Raw genomic sequence first — 16185 nt, 5'->3', positions numbered from 1 at the left:
CCGACAGGATCGGCGCAGCTTCCGGTCGGGCAAAGGGGATCGTCATGCGCAGCGAAATTCTGGGACCCGTGATCGCGCTGATCGGCTGGTCGCTCGTGATGTGGCTGTGGCTCTACATCAAGCGCATTCCAGCGATGCGCGCCGCGAAGATCGACATCGCCGGTCGCGTCGGGGGCACCGGTGCCGATCTACGCCAGATCATCGCCGGCAAGGACCAGTGGCCCGCCGACAATTACAATCACCTGATGGAACAGCCGACGCTGTTCTACGCCGTCGCGCTGACGCTGTCGGTGATGGGTCAGGGTGACGGCCTCAACGCGACGATCGCCTGGGCCTATGTCGTGCTGCGCGTCGCGCACAGTCTGGTGCAGGTCATGATCAATCGCGTGATCGTTCGCTTTGCGCTCTTCGTGCTGGCGACCATCCCGTTGCTGATGCTGACCGTCCATGCCGCGATGGCATTCTGGGATGTGCATCTGCACGGTTAGCCGAACAGCCGCGCCAAACTCCGTTCCAGCATCATCAGCTGCCACAGCGTCCGCCCATGCTCGGCGCGCGCGCTGCGATGCGCCTCGGCCAGCCGTGCGATCGCCTTGGGCTCGAACCACCCGCTTCCGGCCAGCACCGGCGAGCGCGCCAAATCGGCGGCCTCGTCCGCCAGCGCCGTGCGGAACCAGGCCGACACCGGCGTCACGAACCCCATCTTGGGCCGATAGAGAATGTCCTTGGGCAGATAGGGCTCAAGCGCCTTCTTCATCAGCCACTTGCCCTGCCCGCCCTTGATCCGCAGCGACGCCGGCAAGGTCGCCGCGAACTCGACGAAGCGATAGTCGAGCAGCGGCTCGCGTGCCTCCAGGCTCACCGCCATACTGGTGCGATCCATCTTGGTCAGGATGTCGCCGGGCAGCCAGTGCTTGAAATCGGCATATTGCGCGCGATCGAGCCCGTCCCGAGCCGGCGCCGACCGCATCGTCTCGACATAGCGCTGTTCCGCGCGATGCCCTCCCAGCTGCGCCCGCGCCGCGTCGGTATAGAGCCCGAACCGCACTGAAGGTACCGTGACCCCCACCGCTTTCGCATAAGCCGCACCCCCGTCTTCGGCCAAAGCCAACAGCGTCGTCTTCGCCCGCATCGGCCGCGGCGCCCAGTCAGCCTTGGGATAGACCCGCCCCAGCGCTCCGAAAACGCTCCGCACGCTCGACGGCAGCAGGCCGCGCACCCGCTCCTCGGCAGCGTGGAATTTGTACCGCCGATACCCCGCCAGCGCCTCGTCCGCACCGTCGCCCGACAGCGCCACCGTCACCGTTTCGCGCGCTAGCTCGCACACGCGGTAGGTCGCCAGCGCCGAAGCGTCGGCAAAGGGTTCGTCGAAATGATGGACGAGCGTGTCGATCAACGCGAAGTCGTCCGCCGCCACCGTCTTGACGCGATGCTCGGTGCGGAAGCGCTCGGCGACCAGCGCGGCATGCGCTGTCTCGTCATAGCCTGCCTCGTCGAACCCGATCGTGCAGGTCTTCACCGCCGCCCGGCTCGCCTCGGCCATCAGCGCGACGACGGCGCTCGAATCGACACCACCCGACAGGAACGCGCCGAGCGGCACGTCCGCCATCATCCGCGAGCGCACCGCGACGCGAAGATGCTCGACCAGCTCGGCTTCCAGATCGCGCGGCGAGCCTGTCGCCCGCTGCGAGAAATCGACATCCCACCACTCGACCGGCTTGGGCACGGACTTGCCGCGTTCGAGCAGCAGATAATGCCCTGCCGGCAGCTTCTTCACGCCCGCCAGCACCGATGCGTCGTCGGGCACGTAGCCCAGCCCCAGAAAATCCTCGACCGCATTGAAATCCGGCGAACGGCGGAACAACGGATGCGCCAGCAGCCCCTTGATCTCCGACGCGAAGGCCACCGCCCCGTCCGAGAGCTCGGCATAGTGGAGCGGCTTCACGCCCAGCCGGTCGCGCGCCAGCAGCAGCGACTGCGCCCGTGCGTCATACAGCGCGAAGGCGAACATCCCGTTGAGCTTGGCCAGCATTGCCGGACCCCATGCCCGCCAGCCGTGCAGCAACACTTCGGTATCGCTGTTGCTGGTGAACCGCGCGCCCTTCGCCTCCAGCTCGGCGCGCACTTCGAGGAAGTTGTAGATTTCGCCGTTGAAGCTGACGACCGCATCGTCCTCGCTGGTCGCCATCGGCTGTGCGCCGCCCGCCAGGTCGATGATCGACAGCCGGCGGTGCCCCAGCCCCACGCCCGGCGCGGTCCACACGCCCGACCCGTCCGGCCCGCGATGCACCAGCGCATCGGTCATCGCCCGCACCCGCGCCGGCTCGACCGGTTTGGGCACGCCCGGATAATATAGCCCCGCAATCCCGCACATCAGGCCGACCTAGCGCACAAATTCGGCTCGGTCGCCCCCGGCGATCCGATCCGCGGCACGCTCCACCGGCCCCAGCGCGGCCACAAACCGCTTGATCGCCGCGCGCGTCGGCAGCGCGTGGCCCTTCTCTGCCGATACCATCACCGCCACCGCACGCTGCGGCCCGCCGAGCAGCTTGGCCATGAGCGTCTCCGCCTTCACGCGACTGTCGCTTCCGGTCAGCGTATCGCCGACGCGATACCAGGTCACGACCTCGCGCTCGACCGGTCCTGCCGTCATGCGCAGCGCCTTGCCGCCGTCGAGCTCGGCCAGATCCTCGATCCGCACCCATTTGTCGTTCTCGCGGATCGCGCCCTGGCCGAAACCGACCAGCTCCTTGCCCTCGCGCTGGCTGCCATAGAGTGCGAGCGCCAGATCGACCTCCGCGCCCATCCCGTCCGAATAGCGGCCCATCAGGAAATGATCCGCGCCCGGAAAGTTCGGCTTCCATTCGGCGCGCTTGCTCAGCGGTACCTGAGTCCAGCCCGCGACCTTGGGCAGCGCCACCTTGGCCGGCAGCACATCCGCTCGTGCCGCGATCGCGCCCGCCCAGGCAAGGAACAGGCTCGCCACGAACAGACCGGTCAGCGCCACCACCGCCGGCATCGCCGCCGTGCCCGGCCAGCGCGCCTGCAACTTCGAGGCATCGAACCACGGCGCGTCGGGATCGCGGTCGAACCACTTCCACCCAATCGCCATCACCCCGGCCATCACTGCGCCAAAGAACACCCAGCCATACAAGATATGGTCGAACCCGGTCGCCTGCTCGACCGAGGTAAGATAGGCGGCGTAAATCGTCCCGAACGCACGCAGCCCGTTGGCGATCATCGGCACGATCAGCGCGACCGCCATGAACGCCGCGCGCCGCGTCCAGCTGACGTAACAGACGTTGGCGACCAGCGCGCCATAAGCGATCATCGCGATCACGAACTTCGCACCCGAACACGCCTCGGCCACTTCGAACCAGCCATTTGGCGTGGTGATCAGCACGCCGTCGACATGCGCCGGCACGCCGAACAGATGCAGCAACGGCACCAGGATCTTCACCGTCAGGTCCTGCAACGGCCCTTCCAGACCCTCGCCGAACGGCACCAGAAAGATCATGTAAGCCAGCGGAAACAACAGCGCCCGCGTAACGCTCGGTCCGAGCAATGCGACCACTGCGCCCTGCAGCATGACCACGAGCCCGAGATGCCGGAGCAATGCCACCCCCGCCGCATCGCCGAGCAGCCAGGCAAACCCGCCGCCCGCGACGATCACCAGCCCCGGCCACCACGCCGCCGGCGGTACCAGCGCCAGATCGGTGCGACGCTGCCACACCAGCCAGCCAACGACCGGCGCGATGAACAGGCAATGCCCGAACGTGGTGTTGGTCCAATAGATTGTCGTCAGGTCGCCGACATCGCCGCGAAACAGGATCAACAGCGCCGCCCATACGCCCGCGAGCAGCGCCGCATGAAGCTTCCATGTCGCATCGAAGGGCGTTGCGCGCCCCTCGAATGCTGATCCTGGCACCGCGACGGTCACGCGGCCCTCCGTGGCGCACTCGGCGCACCGAGCCCCATTATCCGGTCCAGCACCGCCAGCTTGGCGTCCCAGCCATAGTGGTCGATCACTCGCTGCCGCGCCGCTTGCCCCAGCGCGGTCGCCCGCATCGGATCGGCGAGCAGACCAGCGACCGCTTCGGCAACCTCGTCAGCCGTCTCCCCGACTGCGATCGTCCCGCCATGATCGATGCCGGTCGCCGCGGCGCGCGACACAACCACCGGCCGCGCCATCGCCATCGCCTCCAGCACCTTGTTCTGCACGCCGCGCGCCAGCTTCAGCGGCGCGACCACGACCGATGCCGCGGCGAGCCATGGCCGCACGTCAGCGACCTCGCCCGTCACCACCACGCCGGGATGTGCCGCCAGCGCCTGCACTGCCGCCGATGGCTTGCGTCCAACGATCGCGAACGTCGCCTGCGGATAGCGCGCCCGCACCAGCGGCAGGACCGCCTCGACGAACCACGTCACGCCCTCGATGTTCGGGCGGTAATCCATCTGCCCCGTGAACACGACCGACGGGCCGTCGCCAGCCGGCATGTGCTCGAACGGCGCAGCGGGGTCGAAGCTCGCCGTATCGATTCCGTTGCCCACTGCATGCACCCGCTCCGCGCCGGTCCGCTCGCGGAACAGCGCGGCTTCCTCGTCGCTCACCAATAGGCTTGCATCGGCCCGCGCCGCCACCGCCGTCTCATACTGGCCCAGCAGCTTCGCCTCGCGCCGCATCATCCAGCCGGTAACGCCGCCGGTGGTCGCGCCATAGCTCTTGAACTTCGCCGAATCCATGTCGACGAAGTCCATCACCACCTTTTGCGCGGCGTTTTCAGGCACATATTGCGCCATCTGGCTCGAAAAGACGTAGATGGTATCGATCGGATAACGTGCGAGCAGGCCCGCAACCGTCTCACGAACCTCTTTGCTATCGAACGCGGTCAACGACAGCGGCTTGCCGGTCAGCAGCGCCTGGACACCGGCCACGGCCTGCGACTTGCCGCGCCATACGATCCGGGTCTCGCCAAGTTTCAGCTCATTCGCTCGCTTCAAATCGGCAAGATCGTCGGCGAAGGCCACCACATGCACGCGCTGATTGGTCGACAGATGCTTCAACACGTTGAACGCGCGGATCTTGTCGCCGCGATCGGGCGGGAACGGCACGCGATGCGCGAGGAACAAAATGTCCCCCATCACCCCAGCCCCTTGGCGATCCACGGCCCCACGCGATTGGCCACGGCGAGCGGCAGCTTGCTCCACAGCGCCACCTGCAGCCGGTATTTGGGATTGAGCGGGTTGGCATCGCGGATCGCCGCGCCCTCGGCGACGCGGTCGTAATAGGTCAGCGGCTGCGGCTCGAAGCCCCAATTCTTCTTGAACGCCGCCGCGCCGGTGCCGACCTTCGACCGTCCGAAATCGAAGCGCGAGCAGCCGCGCTCGCGCGCGTGCCGCATCAGCTCGAAATACATGCGGTCATTGGCACGCAACCGCCGCGCAGCCGCCGTTCCGCCGCCCCAATAGGGATAGACCGTCCCGCGCCAGTACAGGCTCAGCACGCCCGCCACCGCCTCGCCCGCATGCCGCACGACCAGCACGTCGGCGGCCGAGCCGAATTCCGCCAGCACCTCGCGGAACAGCCGCGCCGGGAATACCGGCGTGCCGAGGTTGCGCACCGATTCGGCATAGACGGCGTAGTGCGCGGCGATGTCCGCGGCACCCTGCCCGACGCTGATCGCCAGCTCGTTCTCCAGCGATTTACGCACCTCGGCGCGCTGTTTGCGCGGGATCGCCAGCAATTCGGCCTCGTCGTCCGCCGCCAGCTGCCGACCGAACCCCAGATAATGCGTGTCGTCCACGGTCCACTCCGGCCCCGGCAGCGGCCCGCCGCGAACCTCGACGCTCGGACAGCTCAGCCGCGCAGCCAGCGTCCAGCATGCATCGGCCAGCAGCCGCACGACCTCGGGCTTGTCGGCCAGGATGCCGCCACCGACTGCGAATCCCGCCGACGCCAGCACACGCCCGAACAGCGGCGAGTGCAGCTCGGTCAGCGGCATCACGCCGACGATCCCCTGCACGTCACGCTCGGCGACCAGATAATGCGACCTCTGCCCGCACCCCTTCGCGACCGCGGCGCTCCACGCCGGAAGGTGGAACGGCGTGCCGTCGGGATGCTCATGGACATAGGCGCCGACCCGCGCGCGATCGATCGGATCGGTCAGATTGGCGAACCGCAGCGTCAGCGGGCGGGTAAGCATCGGCGCATTCATGACAGGCGCGCCGCTTCGGCCGCAACCACGCGGTCGGTGCGGTCCCAGCGATGCTTCGCCATCAGCGTGCGCATCTTGCCCGCCATCGCGCCGAGCCGCGAATAATGGCGCAGCTTCGACCTGAGCGGGGCACTGCGCACGCGCGGCTGACCCGGATCGACCTCCCAGGGATGGAAATAGAAGACGCCGGGCCGCCCCGCGCCATTGAGTTCGCGGATCGCGCGATGGACGACATTGCCGGGCAACAGCCGGAAGAAGCCGCCGCCGGTCGTGACCTCGCGCCCCAGAAACCTGCCCGTCGTCACTGGCAGCTCGATCAGCTCGGCGCCTGCCACCGGCCGGAATGCCGCCCGCGGCGCATCGGCCCAGCCATAATGATCATGCCCGATCGGCGCGACGCTCGACGAATAGGCATAGCCGGCCTCGGTCAGAATCTCGTGCGCCCAGGGCGTGCGTTTGTCGATCGAGAAGCTCGGCGCGCGATAGCCTGTCACCCGCTGCCCCGAGGCATCCTCCAGCACGGCCCGCGCACGCGCGATATCGGTACGGAATTGCTCGGGCGTCATCGTGAACACCCGAGCATGGTCCCAGCCGTGGCTCGCCACCTCATGCCCGGCCTCGGCGATGCGCCGTATCAGCGCCGGGTATCGCTCCGCCACCCAGCCAAGCGTGAAGAAGGTCGCCTTCACCCCACCCTGATCGAACAGCGCCAGCACGGCGTCGGTATTCGCCTCGACGCGATGCTCCAGCCCGTTCCAGTCCTCGCGCGCGATCACCTTTTCGAACGCGCCGACCTGGAACCAGTCCTCGACATCGACGGAAAGGGCGTTGGCAAGCATCTGGCGGGCCTCAGGCGGCGGTTCCGCGCTGCGGCACCTTGCTTTCCTCATTCTCGATGAAATCGACCATCAGCGTCAGCACCCGGCGCAGCGCCACGTCCTGCTCTTCCAGCCGGGCTTCGAGCCGCGCGATACGCGCAGCGTGTGCGACCATGTCCGCCGAGACGACCGGTTGCGCCGGTTCGACGATGGACGCGGGCGCGGGTTCGATATCGATCACCGGCTCAGCAGCCGGTTCCATGACCGGCGCGGCCTGAACCGGCGCGGGTGCCGGCGTGTCGCCGTTCAGATCGGCGATCACCGTCTCGACGTCATCCGCGCTGAAGCTGTCGATCTGCTCGATCGCGCCGAACAACAACACGCGCCCGGCGAGCTGGTTGACCTTGCGCGGCGATCCGCCAGCCCAGCGGTGCATCGCAGCGACCGCCTCGTCGGTGAAATCGGGCCGCCCGTTCCAGCCCACCACCGACAGACGGTGCGACAGATAGGGGCCAAGTTCCTCGGCGCCCATCGGCTCGAGATGGTGGATCGCGATCACACGCTGGCGCAGCTGCTCGAGCGACGGATCGGCGAGCCGCTCGCGGAACTCCGGCTGACCCAGCAGGAAGATCTGCAACAACGCATGACCACCGGCCTGGAAATTGGAGAGCATGCGCAGCTCTTCGACGCTCTGCATCGGCAGCGCCTGCGCCTCGTCGACGATCAGCAATGTGCGCTTGCCGGTGCGGGCAACCGCGTGCAGCCCCTTCTCGACCGCGCTCAGTACCTGCGCCTTCGCCATACCCGCGGTCTCGACGCCAAGTCCCTGCGCGACGAGGTGCAACAGGTCGTGCGCGCCGATCTGCGTCGTCACGATCTTCACGACATGCAGCCGCTCGCGGTCGATCGTGTTCATCAGGTGGCCGACCAGAGTGGTCTTGCCGGCGCCCGGATCGCCGGTGATCACGACGAAGCCCTCGGCTTGGCTCAAGCCATAGCCGAGATAGGCCATCGCCTTGCGGTGCGTGGCGGTATCGAACCAGAACTGCGGATCGGGCGTCAGCTGGAACGGCCGGCCGCTCAATCCGTAATGACTGTCGTACATCGTCTCACCCTTGTTCGGGACTACTCGTAAGCCAAAGCCGTTTAGAAGCCGTAACGCAGCCCCAGCAGCGCTTGCGCCGAGGTGCTGCTGCCCTCGCCCTCGACATCGAACGTATAGATGCCCAGCGACGCCGTCGCGCTCAACGCACCGAAGCTGCGCGCGTAGGAGCCGTTGGCGCCCGCTCCGAGCACCGAAGGCGCCCCGAGGATGCCGCTGGTGTAATAGTTGGCGTAGAGATTGCCGCTGATGTTCGACACCGCGTCGAGCTGTTGCGAGGCAAAGAACTGCGCGAAATAGGTGTCATCGTCGGTCGCGGCGAGCACGAGGTTGCTGCCCGGCACCAGATAGCGGCGGTTGGCATAGCCCGCACCGAAGCCGAAGCTGGTCGGACCCGCGTTCATCGACAGGATGCCGGTGACGCCGCGCGCGCGGTAGTTGGCGCTCGCGATCGACCCCAGCGCATTGTCCATGCACTGGCCGGCATTCTTGCCCGCCGCGCTGAACACGCAGCCGTTGAACGCGTCGCCGAACGGATCGTGCGGCGTTTCGAAGCTGGTCGGCAGCGCGGCGAGATCGCGCGACAGCTGACGCCCGAAGCTGTCGATCGAATCATAGACGCCGATCTGCAACGCGGTGCGGCGTGACATCTGCCATTGCAGCGAGCCGGTATAGCTCATCGATTCATAGCGGCGGCCGACGCGCGCCTCGAGCATCAGGCGCGAGCTGGGCTGATACAGCACGCCCGCGTCCCAGAAGATGCCATCGACCTCATAGGCGATGCGCGGCGGCGATGCCGGGTCGGTCACGAACCGCCCCGCGCCGTCGCGCACCACATTGCCCGACCCGTCGAGCAGCGCATCGCGCTCGGTGATCTCGATCTTCTCGTACCCGACCCCGCCGACCACGGCGAGACCGCGGGCGACCGGCAACACCGCGTCGATCCGTGCGAACTTGCCGTCATAGGTCTGGTCGAGCTGACTCGCTTCCTCGCGCTGCCACGCACCGGCGATGCTGAGGCCAACCGGCAGGATCGTGCCCGCCTTCATGCTCGCGGTCACCTGCGCCAGATGGCTCTTCGCCGAATCGTACAGGTCGAGCGGCGCGGCGGCCGGATCGACGCCGTAAATGTCCGGCTCCTCGACCTTCGTGTAACCGAAGCGATAGGCGGCGCTCAGGCTCGCCGGGCCGTCGCCGGTCTGAAAGGTCGGGCCGGCATAGAAGGAGTAGAGCTGGCTGGTGTTGCGGACATTGCCCACCAGATTGCCTGGCGCGTCGCCGCGAATGTCGTTGCGCGCGCGGGTCGCCAGCGCGCCGCCCTCGATGCTCAGCCCGGCGCCGACACGTACTGCCGCGCGCGCAAGGCCGCTATGCGTGTCGCTGTCGGCGACGTCGCGCTGATAGGCGATGCGGCGCTCGTAATTATAGGACAGCTGCACCTCGACGCGGCGCGTCTGGATCGATGCGTCGACCCCGGCGCCGATCGTGGAATAGGTCAACACCTCGCCGCCGCCCGACAGGTCGGCGACGAGCACTTGCCCGGCATCGACATAGGGCTCGATCGACTTGCTGCGGTCTTTCGCCGCAGCGGGCGCGGCCAGCGCGGCCGATGCGGCCAGCGCCGCGATCAAGAACCTCATTGTCCCGGTTCCCCGTAATAGGCGCCATACCCGCCATAGCGGCGTCCGCCCGGCTGGAAGGAAACGCTGTTGAGGACGAGCTGGACCTGCTCGCACGCGTCGAGCAGCGCCACCGCTTCGCGCAGGTCGCTCTCGCTCGTCTTGTCGGCGCGCACGACCAGCATCACCTGGCCGACGTGGCTCGCCAGCACCGATGCCGGCGATGCCGCCAGGATCGGCGGCGAATCGAAGATCACGATGCGGCGCGGATTGGCCGCGGCCAGCCCGTCAAGGATCGCATGCGCACGTTCGCTCGACAGCAATTCGGTATCCGCGACCGACTTGGTCCCGGCCGGCAGCACCGACAGCTGCGGCACATCGGTATCGAGGATGCAGTCCTCGGCGCTCGCAACCGTGCCGGTCAGCACGTCGAGCAGCCCCGGGCCGTCCGCAGCGCCGAGCTGGTTCAGGATGTCGGGCTTGGCGAAATCGGCATCGACCAGCAGGATCTCGACATCCTTCTCCGCCGCCAGCGACAGCGCGAGGTTGATTGCGCAGAAGGTCTTGCCATCATTCGGCTTGGCCGAGCTGACGAGGATCATCCGCGACTTGTCTTCATCCTGCGCGCGGATCGTGCGCGAGGTGTTGAGCAACTGGCGCTTCACCAGCCGGAATTCCTCGGCGAGCGCGGTCACCGTGGCGCCCGGCACGATCATGCCCGCCTCGGCGAGCTTCTCGCGGTCGATCGTCACCGTCCGGCGTACCGGGTTCCAATCCACGGTGCGCGGAACGAATACTTCGACCGGCTCCTCGATCGCCAACGGCGCTTCGAGTTCGAACGGCTCGTCCTCCGCGAGTTTGGGCGCGGCGGGCACGTCATGTTGCGGCGCGACCGGCGCCGGCACGGGCCGCGCCTGCGGCGTCAGCCCATAGATGTCCGCTGCCCGTTCGAGCAGCGAGCCGGTCAGGCGGCGAGGCGTATGGTCGTTCATCGCGTTCCCCTCACGCCGCCACGCCGCGCTGGAACATTTCCAGCCCGAGCAAGGCGACCCAGGCGAAGGCAAGCCCGCCCATCGCCGCCGCAAACATCTGCAGCTTGCGCTTGCGCAGCGCGGTCTGCGCGTCGCTGATCACTTCGCCGATCGATCCGATCACCGGCATGCCGCTCGCCCGCTCGAGCTGCGCGGTGGTCGAGAAATTGCCGGAGAGTTTGGACAGGCCGAACGCAGCCGCGACACCGCCGCCGAGCGCGACCAGCAGCACGCCGGTCAACAGCAGCGGCCGGTTCGGTGCGGTCGGCGCGCGCGGCGCCGTCGGCGGATCGATCACGCTGAACTTGACCGCATCGGTCTGGCTCGCCGCCTGGCTGCGCAGCTTCACCTGCTCACGATCGGCGAGCAGCTTGTCATATTGCAGTTTGAGCACCTGATAGTTGCGGTCGATGTCCGACTGCTCGGCCGCCGCGGCGGGATCGGCCGCCATCTTCTGCTCGAATGCGGCGATATCCGCCTCGATCTGGCCCTTGCGGTTGGTCAGCGCGGCAACCTGCGCCGACTTGTCTGCCTGCATCGCGCGGAGGCTGAGGTAGAGCGGATTGGCCGATGCGCCGCCATCGCCGCCACCCACACGCTCGCCGCGCGCGGCGACCTGCGCCTGCGCAAGCTGGCTCTTGAGTGCGATCACGTCGGGATGCGCGTCGGTCCAGCCGCGCGAACGCGCTTCGGCCAGCTGTCCCTGAATAGCCGCGAGCCGCGCCCGCGCCGGGCCGGCAACGGCACCACCGCCCATACCGGCAACCGTCGCGGTGGTACCCGCCATCTGTCCGTTGACCGCCGCCAGGCTGCTCTGCGCCGCCGCCAGGTCGCCATTGACCTGCGCCAGCTGGCTGCGTGCCGTCGCCAGCCGCTCCGAAAGCGTGCCGGTGCCGGGCAACGAGCCCAGATATTTCGCCTGGAAATCGGCCTTTTTCTGCTCGGCGATCTGCAGCGCCTTTTGGCGCTCGGCGAGCTGCTGGTCGAGGAAGGTCAGCGACTGGCTCGCCTCATCACGGCCCGACGCCAGATTGTCCTCGACGAAGATGTCGATCAGCTTCTGCACGATCGTGCGCGACAGCTTGCCGCTGTCGGCGGTCGCAGTGATCTCGAACAGATTGTCCTGCTGCGCAGTGACCTTGATCTTCTTCTGCAAGCCGGCGACGCGATCCGCCACGTCACGGTCGGTCGCGACCGTGTTGGCGAGCTCGGTGCCGCGCACCACCTTCTCCAGATTGACCGCGCTCGCCAGCGTCTGGCGGAACCGGTCGATATCCTTTTGCTGCTCCTGCTGCGTGACGATTCCCTCGCTCGGCAGCATCTGCCGCAGCTGGACGAACACGCGCGCGCGACTCTCATATTGATTCGGGATCTGCGACACGACCAGCCAGCCCGCGAGGCAAATGCCCCAGGCGACCGCCGCGACGATCCAGCGCTTCAGCCACACCGCATGGATCGCGGCACGAATTTCGGTCCAGAGGCCCCCCATCAGTCCCGGCCCCTCAGAACATGCTCTCGGGGATGATCAGCACGTCGCCCGGCTCCAGCCGCACGTTCGCGCTCGTATCCCCGTTCTTGAGCAGGTCGGAAAGTCGCACCTTGTATTCGCGCTGGCGTCCGGTCGCCTTGTCGAAGCGGATCAGCCGCGCGCGGTTGCCCGCCGCGAATTCGCTGAGGCCACCGACCGCGATCATCGCGTCGAGCAGCGTCATGTTGGCGCGATACGGGATCGACGCCGGCTTCTCGGTCGCGCCGATGATGCGGACCTGCTGGCTGTAGGTCCCGCTGAAATTCTCGACGATGACCGAGACGATCGGGTCCTTGATATATTCGCCGAGCGCGATCTTGAGGTCGTCGGCCAGCATCGCCGGGGTCTTGCCGACCGCGGGCATGTCGCTGATCAGCGGCGTGGTGATACGGCCGTCGGGGCGCACCTGCACCTTCGCCGACAGCTCGGGATTGCGCCACACGAAGATCTGGAGGCTGTCCAGCGGCCCGATGATATATTCCTCGCCCGGCCCCTCGCGGGTCGTGACGAAGGTGGTCGCCGGCAATTCGGGCCGGTCACCGCCGCCGCCGATGCAGCCGGACAGCGTCGCCGCCATCATCAGCGCGAGCCCGCACCCCTTGCCTGCCTGTCCGAAACGCATCAGCAAACCTCCTCATCCGCGCGGAACCATTGAAATTCGCGCAGGATTTGAGCTTGCTATGGGGCCGTAGAGGTAAAAATTGCGTTAGGGGTGCGCGGGTCCAGCGACCACTTCGCACGCCGGATCATGCCCCAGAAACGCCGCCGGACTGGCGCTCGCACCATAGGCCCCAGCCAGGAACACCGCGATGACGTCACCCGGTCCCGCGTCCGGTAGCGCCACGCGGTCGGCCAGCCGGTCGAGCGGCGTGCACAGCGGTCCGACCACCGAGACGGCGTCACCCGGCTCGGCATCCATCCGGCCGGCCACCGCGACCGGATAGTTGCGCCGCACCACCGTTCCGAAATTTCCCGACGCGGCCAGCTGATGGTTGAGGCCACCGTCGCAGACGAGGAACGTCTCCTCGCCCGACTGCTTCCGGTCGATCACGGTCGTCAGATAGACGCCGCACTCGCCGACGATCCAGCGCCCCAGCTCGATCGCGAATTTCGAGTCCGCGAGCCGCTCGGGCCGCGCGGCCAGCACTTCGCCCAACGCGGCGCCGACCGTGTCGACATCGACCGGCAAGTCGCCGGAAAAATAGGGAATGCCGAAACCGCCGCCGAGGTTCACGAGTGGCGGCGTGACGCCAATCTCATCCGCCAGCCGCGCCGCCAGCGCCACGGTCGCGGCCTGGGTCTCGACGATCGCCGGCGTGTCGAGCGACTGCGATCCGGCGAAGATATGAAAGCCGCGCCAGTCCGCGCCGGCGTCGATCAACCGCCGCACCAGCGCCGGCACGCGTGCCACATCGACGCCGAACGGCGAAGCGCGCCCGCCCATCTTCATTCCGGAGCCGCGCAGCTCGAAATCGGGGTTGACCCGCACCGCCAATCGCGGCGCGATGCCCAGCCGCGCACCGATCGTCAGCGCCCGTTCCGCCTCGCCCTCGGATTCGAGGTTGAGCGTCGCGCCCGCCACGATCGCCGCCTCCAATTCCGCATCGCGCTTTCCCGGCCCGGCAAAGCTGATATGCGCCGCGTCCTTGACCTTGAGCGCCTTGGCCAGCTCGCCGCCCGACGCCACGTCGAGTCCGCCGACCATCGGCGCCACCGCTTCCAGCATTGCCGGCAAGGGGTTGGCCTTGATCGCGAAATGGATTTCGCACAGCTCGGGCAGTGCCGCCCGCAGCCGCGCCACGCGCTCGGCGACGATGCCGACATCATAGACGAACAACGGCGAGCCGTGCTCGGCGACCCAGTCAGCCGCCGTCCGGCCGGCGATCGTCAGTTCGCGCTGGTCCGTAAAATATGGCGGTATCGGCCCCATTGGCTTCATGACGTCAACTCTGCCTTCAGACTGCTGCGGTCGAACTTACCGTTGGCGTTGCGCGGCAGCTCGTCACGCCATTCATAACGCGACGGCTGCATGAAGCTCGGCAGGTCGCGCCGCAACCGCTCGCGCAGCTGCGCCTCCGCCTCTTGCGATTCACCGCGCGCCACCGCCACCACCACGATTGCCTGTCCCAGCCGCGCATCCTTCACCCCGAACGCTGCCGCCTCACGCACCTCGCCACCGGCCAGCACCGCTTCCTCGACCTCGGTGGGGCTGATGCGGTTGCCCGCCGACTTGATCATCTCGTCATCGCGTCCGACGAAGCGCAGCAAGCCATCCGCACCCTTGACGACATTGTCGCCCGAGAACACCGCCATTCCGCCATAGCCGGAGAAATCCGGCGCCGGTTTGAACCGCTGCGCCGTTCGCTCGGGATCGTGCCAATAGCCCTGCGCCACCAGTGGCCCGGCATGGACCAGTTCGCCCGCTTCGCCCGGATCGGCGCGCGAGCCGTCCGGTCGCACCACCATGATCTCGGCAAAGGGGATCGCCCGCCCCATCGACTCGGGATTGGCATCGACCTGCGCCGGATCGAGATAGGTCGAGCGAAACGCCTCGGTCAGCCCGTACATCGGATAGAGATCGGCATTCGGGAACTTCGCCCGCAGCCCGCGCACCATCGGCACCGTCAACGCGCCGCCCGAATTCGTCAGCCGCCGCAACGTCGCCGCGGCCTCGTCGGGCCAGTCGGCGTCGAGCAACTGCACCCATAAGGGCGGCACCCCGGCGATCGTGGTGACGTCATGCCGGTCGACCGCCTTGATCACATCCCTGGCCGTCAGATAGTCGAGCGGGATCACGCGCCCGCCCCCTGCCCAGGTCGAGAACAGCTGGTTCTGCCCATAGTCGAAGCTCAACGGCAGGACGCCGAGCACGCGATCGGCCGGCGTGATCTTCAGATAATGCGCGACCGAAATCGCCCCCAGCCACATATTGGCGTGGCTGAGCATCACGCCCTTGGGCCGTCCCGTCGAACCTGAGGTGTAGAGGATCGCCGCGAGTTCGCCCGGATCGGCGCTCGATGGCGGCAGCGCGTCCACAGCCTCCGGCTCGTCCTCCAGCGCCAGCCGACAGCCGTCGGACACATCGCCGCTCTCCAGCGTCAACGCGCGCGCCTGCTGCGTCAGCAGCAGCGACGCGCCGCTGTCGGCCAGGATATGCGCCACCTGCGCGCGCTTGAGCACCGGATTGACCGGCACATGCACCAGCCCCGCCCGTACCGCCGCCAGCGGCATCAGGCAGGCGGTCCGCGTCTTGGGCAGCCAGCTCGCCACCCGTGCGCCCTTCGCGAAACCCTGCCGCGCCAGCCAGTGCGCCAACGCGCCGACCGCGCTTTCCAGTTCGGCATAGGTCCACGCGCCCGCGCGGTCCTCCAGAGCAACGTCTCCGGGCGTGCCCATCGCGGGCAGCGCGTCGATCGGGCGAGGGTTGGGATCGAGTTCCACCATCGGCATTCCTTACCTCGCATCCGTTAACGATAAAGTGCCAAAGCGAGTGTTAGCAGGTGCAGCACTTGGCAGCGTCGCCGTCACCCGGTAACGGGCGAAAAACACCAGGGGGAAGCAGGGTGCAGCCGGACGGATATCATGAAGTCGAAGAGACGGTGCGTGGTGTGCTGCGCGACGTGCTCGGTATCGACGCGGACCGCGCGGCGAAGTTCGACGAGGCGACGCCGCTGTTCGGCGCGCTGCCCGAACTCGATTCGATGGCCGTCGCGGGCGTGCTCACCGAACTCGAGGACCGCCTCGGCATCGTGATCGAGGATGACGAGGTCGATGGCGACATGCTCGAGACCTTCGGCGCGCTCACCGCCTTCGCCGCCTCGAAGGCGCTCACCTGACGGCCTTCACCCACTATGACTGGCCCGGCGGGCGCG

Annotated in this window: 14 protein-coding genes; 2 read left to right on the top strand and 12 right to left on the bottom strand. The window is 67.6% G+C overall.

What is annotated here, in order from left to right:
- The first annotated feature begins 44 nt into the window (after positions 1 to 44).
- On the top strand, positions 45 to 488 hold the full coding sequence (locus M9978_RS07095; RefSeq protein ID WP_254292304.1) for an MAPEG family protein: 444 nt from the start codon (positions 45 to 47) through the stop codon (positions 486 to 488).
- Here the strand turns inward: M9978_RS07095 and M9978_RS07090 are convergent.
- The 12 genes from M9978_RS07090 to M9978_RS07035 form a co-directional block, all read right to left on the bottom strand.
- Positions 485 to 2374: an XrtA/PEP-CTERM system amidotransferase gene (locus tag M9978_RS07090; RefSeq protein WP_254292303.1), complete on the bottom strand. Its 1890-nt coding sequence runs from the start codon at positions 2372 to 2374 to the stop codon at positions 485 to 487. The genes M9978_RS07095 and M9978_RS07090 overlap by 4 nt on opposite strands.
- Positions 2375 to 2383: 9 nt before the next feature.
- Complete coding sequence (gene xrtA, locus M9978_RS07085) at positions 2384 to 3940, bottom strand: exosortase A (protein WP_254292302.1); 1557 nt, start codon at positions 3938 to 3940, stop codon at positions 2384 to 2386.
- Positions 3937 to 5142, bottom strand: a complete 1206-nt coding sequence (locus M9978_RS07080) for a TIGR03087 family PEP-CTERM/XrtA system glycosyltransferase (protein ID WP_254292301.1) — start codon at positions 5140 to 5142, stop codon at positions 3937 to 3939. Before M9978_RS07080 ends, xrtA begins: the two co-directional genes overlap by 4 nt.
- Entirely contained in the window at positions 5142 to 6215 is a 1074-nt protein-coding gene (locus tag M9978_RS07075) for a FemAB family XrtA/PEP-CTERM system-associated protein (protein ID WP_254292300.1), read from the bottom strand. The genes M9978_RS07080 and M9978_RS07075 overlap by 1 nt, the downstream gene beginning before the upstream one ends.
- A complete protein-coding gene (locus M9978_RS07070; protein WP_254292299.1) occupies positions 6212 to 7054 on the bottom strand; it encodes an XrtA system polysaccharide deacetylase in 843 nt (280 codons plus the stop codon). Before M9978_RS07070 ends, M9978_RS07075 begins: the two co-directional genes overlap by 4 nt.
- A 10-nt stretch (positions 7055 to 7064) precedes the next feature.
- On the bottom strand, positions 7065 to 8138 hold the full coding sequence (locus tag M9978_RS07065) for an ExeA family protein (protein ID WP_254292298.1): 1074 nt from the start codon (positions 8136 to 8138) through the stop codon (positions 7065 to 7067).
- Positions 8139 to 8179: 41 nt separating this feature from the next.
- A complete protein-coding gene (locus M9978_RS07060; RefSeq protein ID WP_254292297.1) occupies positions 8180 to 9775 on the bottom strand; it encodes a TonB-dependent receptor in 1596 nt (531 codons plus the stop codon).
- Positions 9772 to 10746 (bottom strand): AAA family ATPase, encoded by a 975-nt coding sequence (locus tag M9978_RS07055; protein WP_254292296.1) that lies wholly within the window; start codon positions 10744 to 10746, stop codon positions 9772 to 9774. The genes M9978_RS07060 and M9978_RS07055 overlap by 4 nt, the downstream gene beginning before the upstream one ends.
- A gap of 10 nt (positions 10747 to 10756) precedes the next feature.
- Positions 10757 to 12274, bottom strand: a complete 1518-nt coding sequence (locus tag M9978_RS07050; protein ID WP_254292295.1) for an XrtA system polysaccharide chain length determinant — start codon at positions 12272 to 12274, stop codon at positions 10757 to 10759.
- A gap of 13 nt (positions 12275 to 12287) precedes the next feature.
- On the bottom strand, positions 12288 to 12935 hold the full coding sequence (locus tag M9978_RS07045) for an XrtA/PEP-CTERM system exopolysaccharide export protein (protein ID WP_436977169.1): 648 nt from the start codon (positions 12933 to 12935) through the stop codon (positions 12288 to 12290).
- Positions 12936 to 13019: 84 nt separating this feature from the next.
- Complete coding sequence (locus M9978_RS07040) at positions 13020 to 14252, bottom strand: pyridoxal-dependent decarboxylase, exosortase A system-associated (protein ID WP_254292294.1); 1233 nt, start codon at positions 14250 to 14252, stop codon at positions 13020 to 13022.
- Positions 14249 to 15757 (bottom strand): acyl-CoA ligase (AMP-forming), exosortase A system-associated, encoded by a 1509-nt coding sequence (locus M9978_RS07035; protein ID WP_254292498.1) that lies wholly within the window; start codon positions 15755 to 15757, stop codon positions 14249 to 14251. The genes M9978_RS07040 and M9978_RS07035 overlap by 4 nt, the downstream gene beginning before the upstream one ends.
- Before the next feature lie 119 nt (positions 15758 to 15876).
- Between M9978_RS07035 and M9978_RS07030 the strand changes: the two genes are divergently transcribed.
- Positions 15877 to 16149, top strand: coding sequence for an acyl carrier protein (locus M9978_RS07030; protein WP_254292293.1), 273 nt, complete (start codon positions 15877 to 15879; stop codon positions 16147 to 16149).
- Positions 16150 to 16185 lie beyond the last annotated feature (36 nt).

Origin of the sequence: Sphingomonas tagetis (genome assembly GCF_024211275.1) — a bacterium.
Classification (GTDB): Bacteria; Pseudomonadota; Alphaproteobacteria; order Sphingomonadales; family Sphingomonadaceae; genus Sphingomonas; species Sphingomonas tagetis.
Note: the sequence above shows the minus strand (reverse complement) of the source record. Positions and strands in the feature narration are given on the sequence as shown.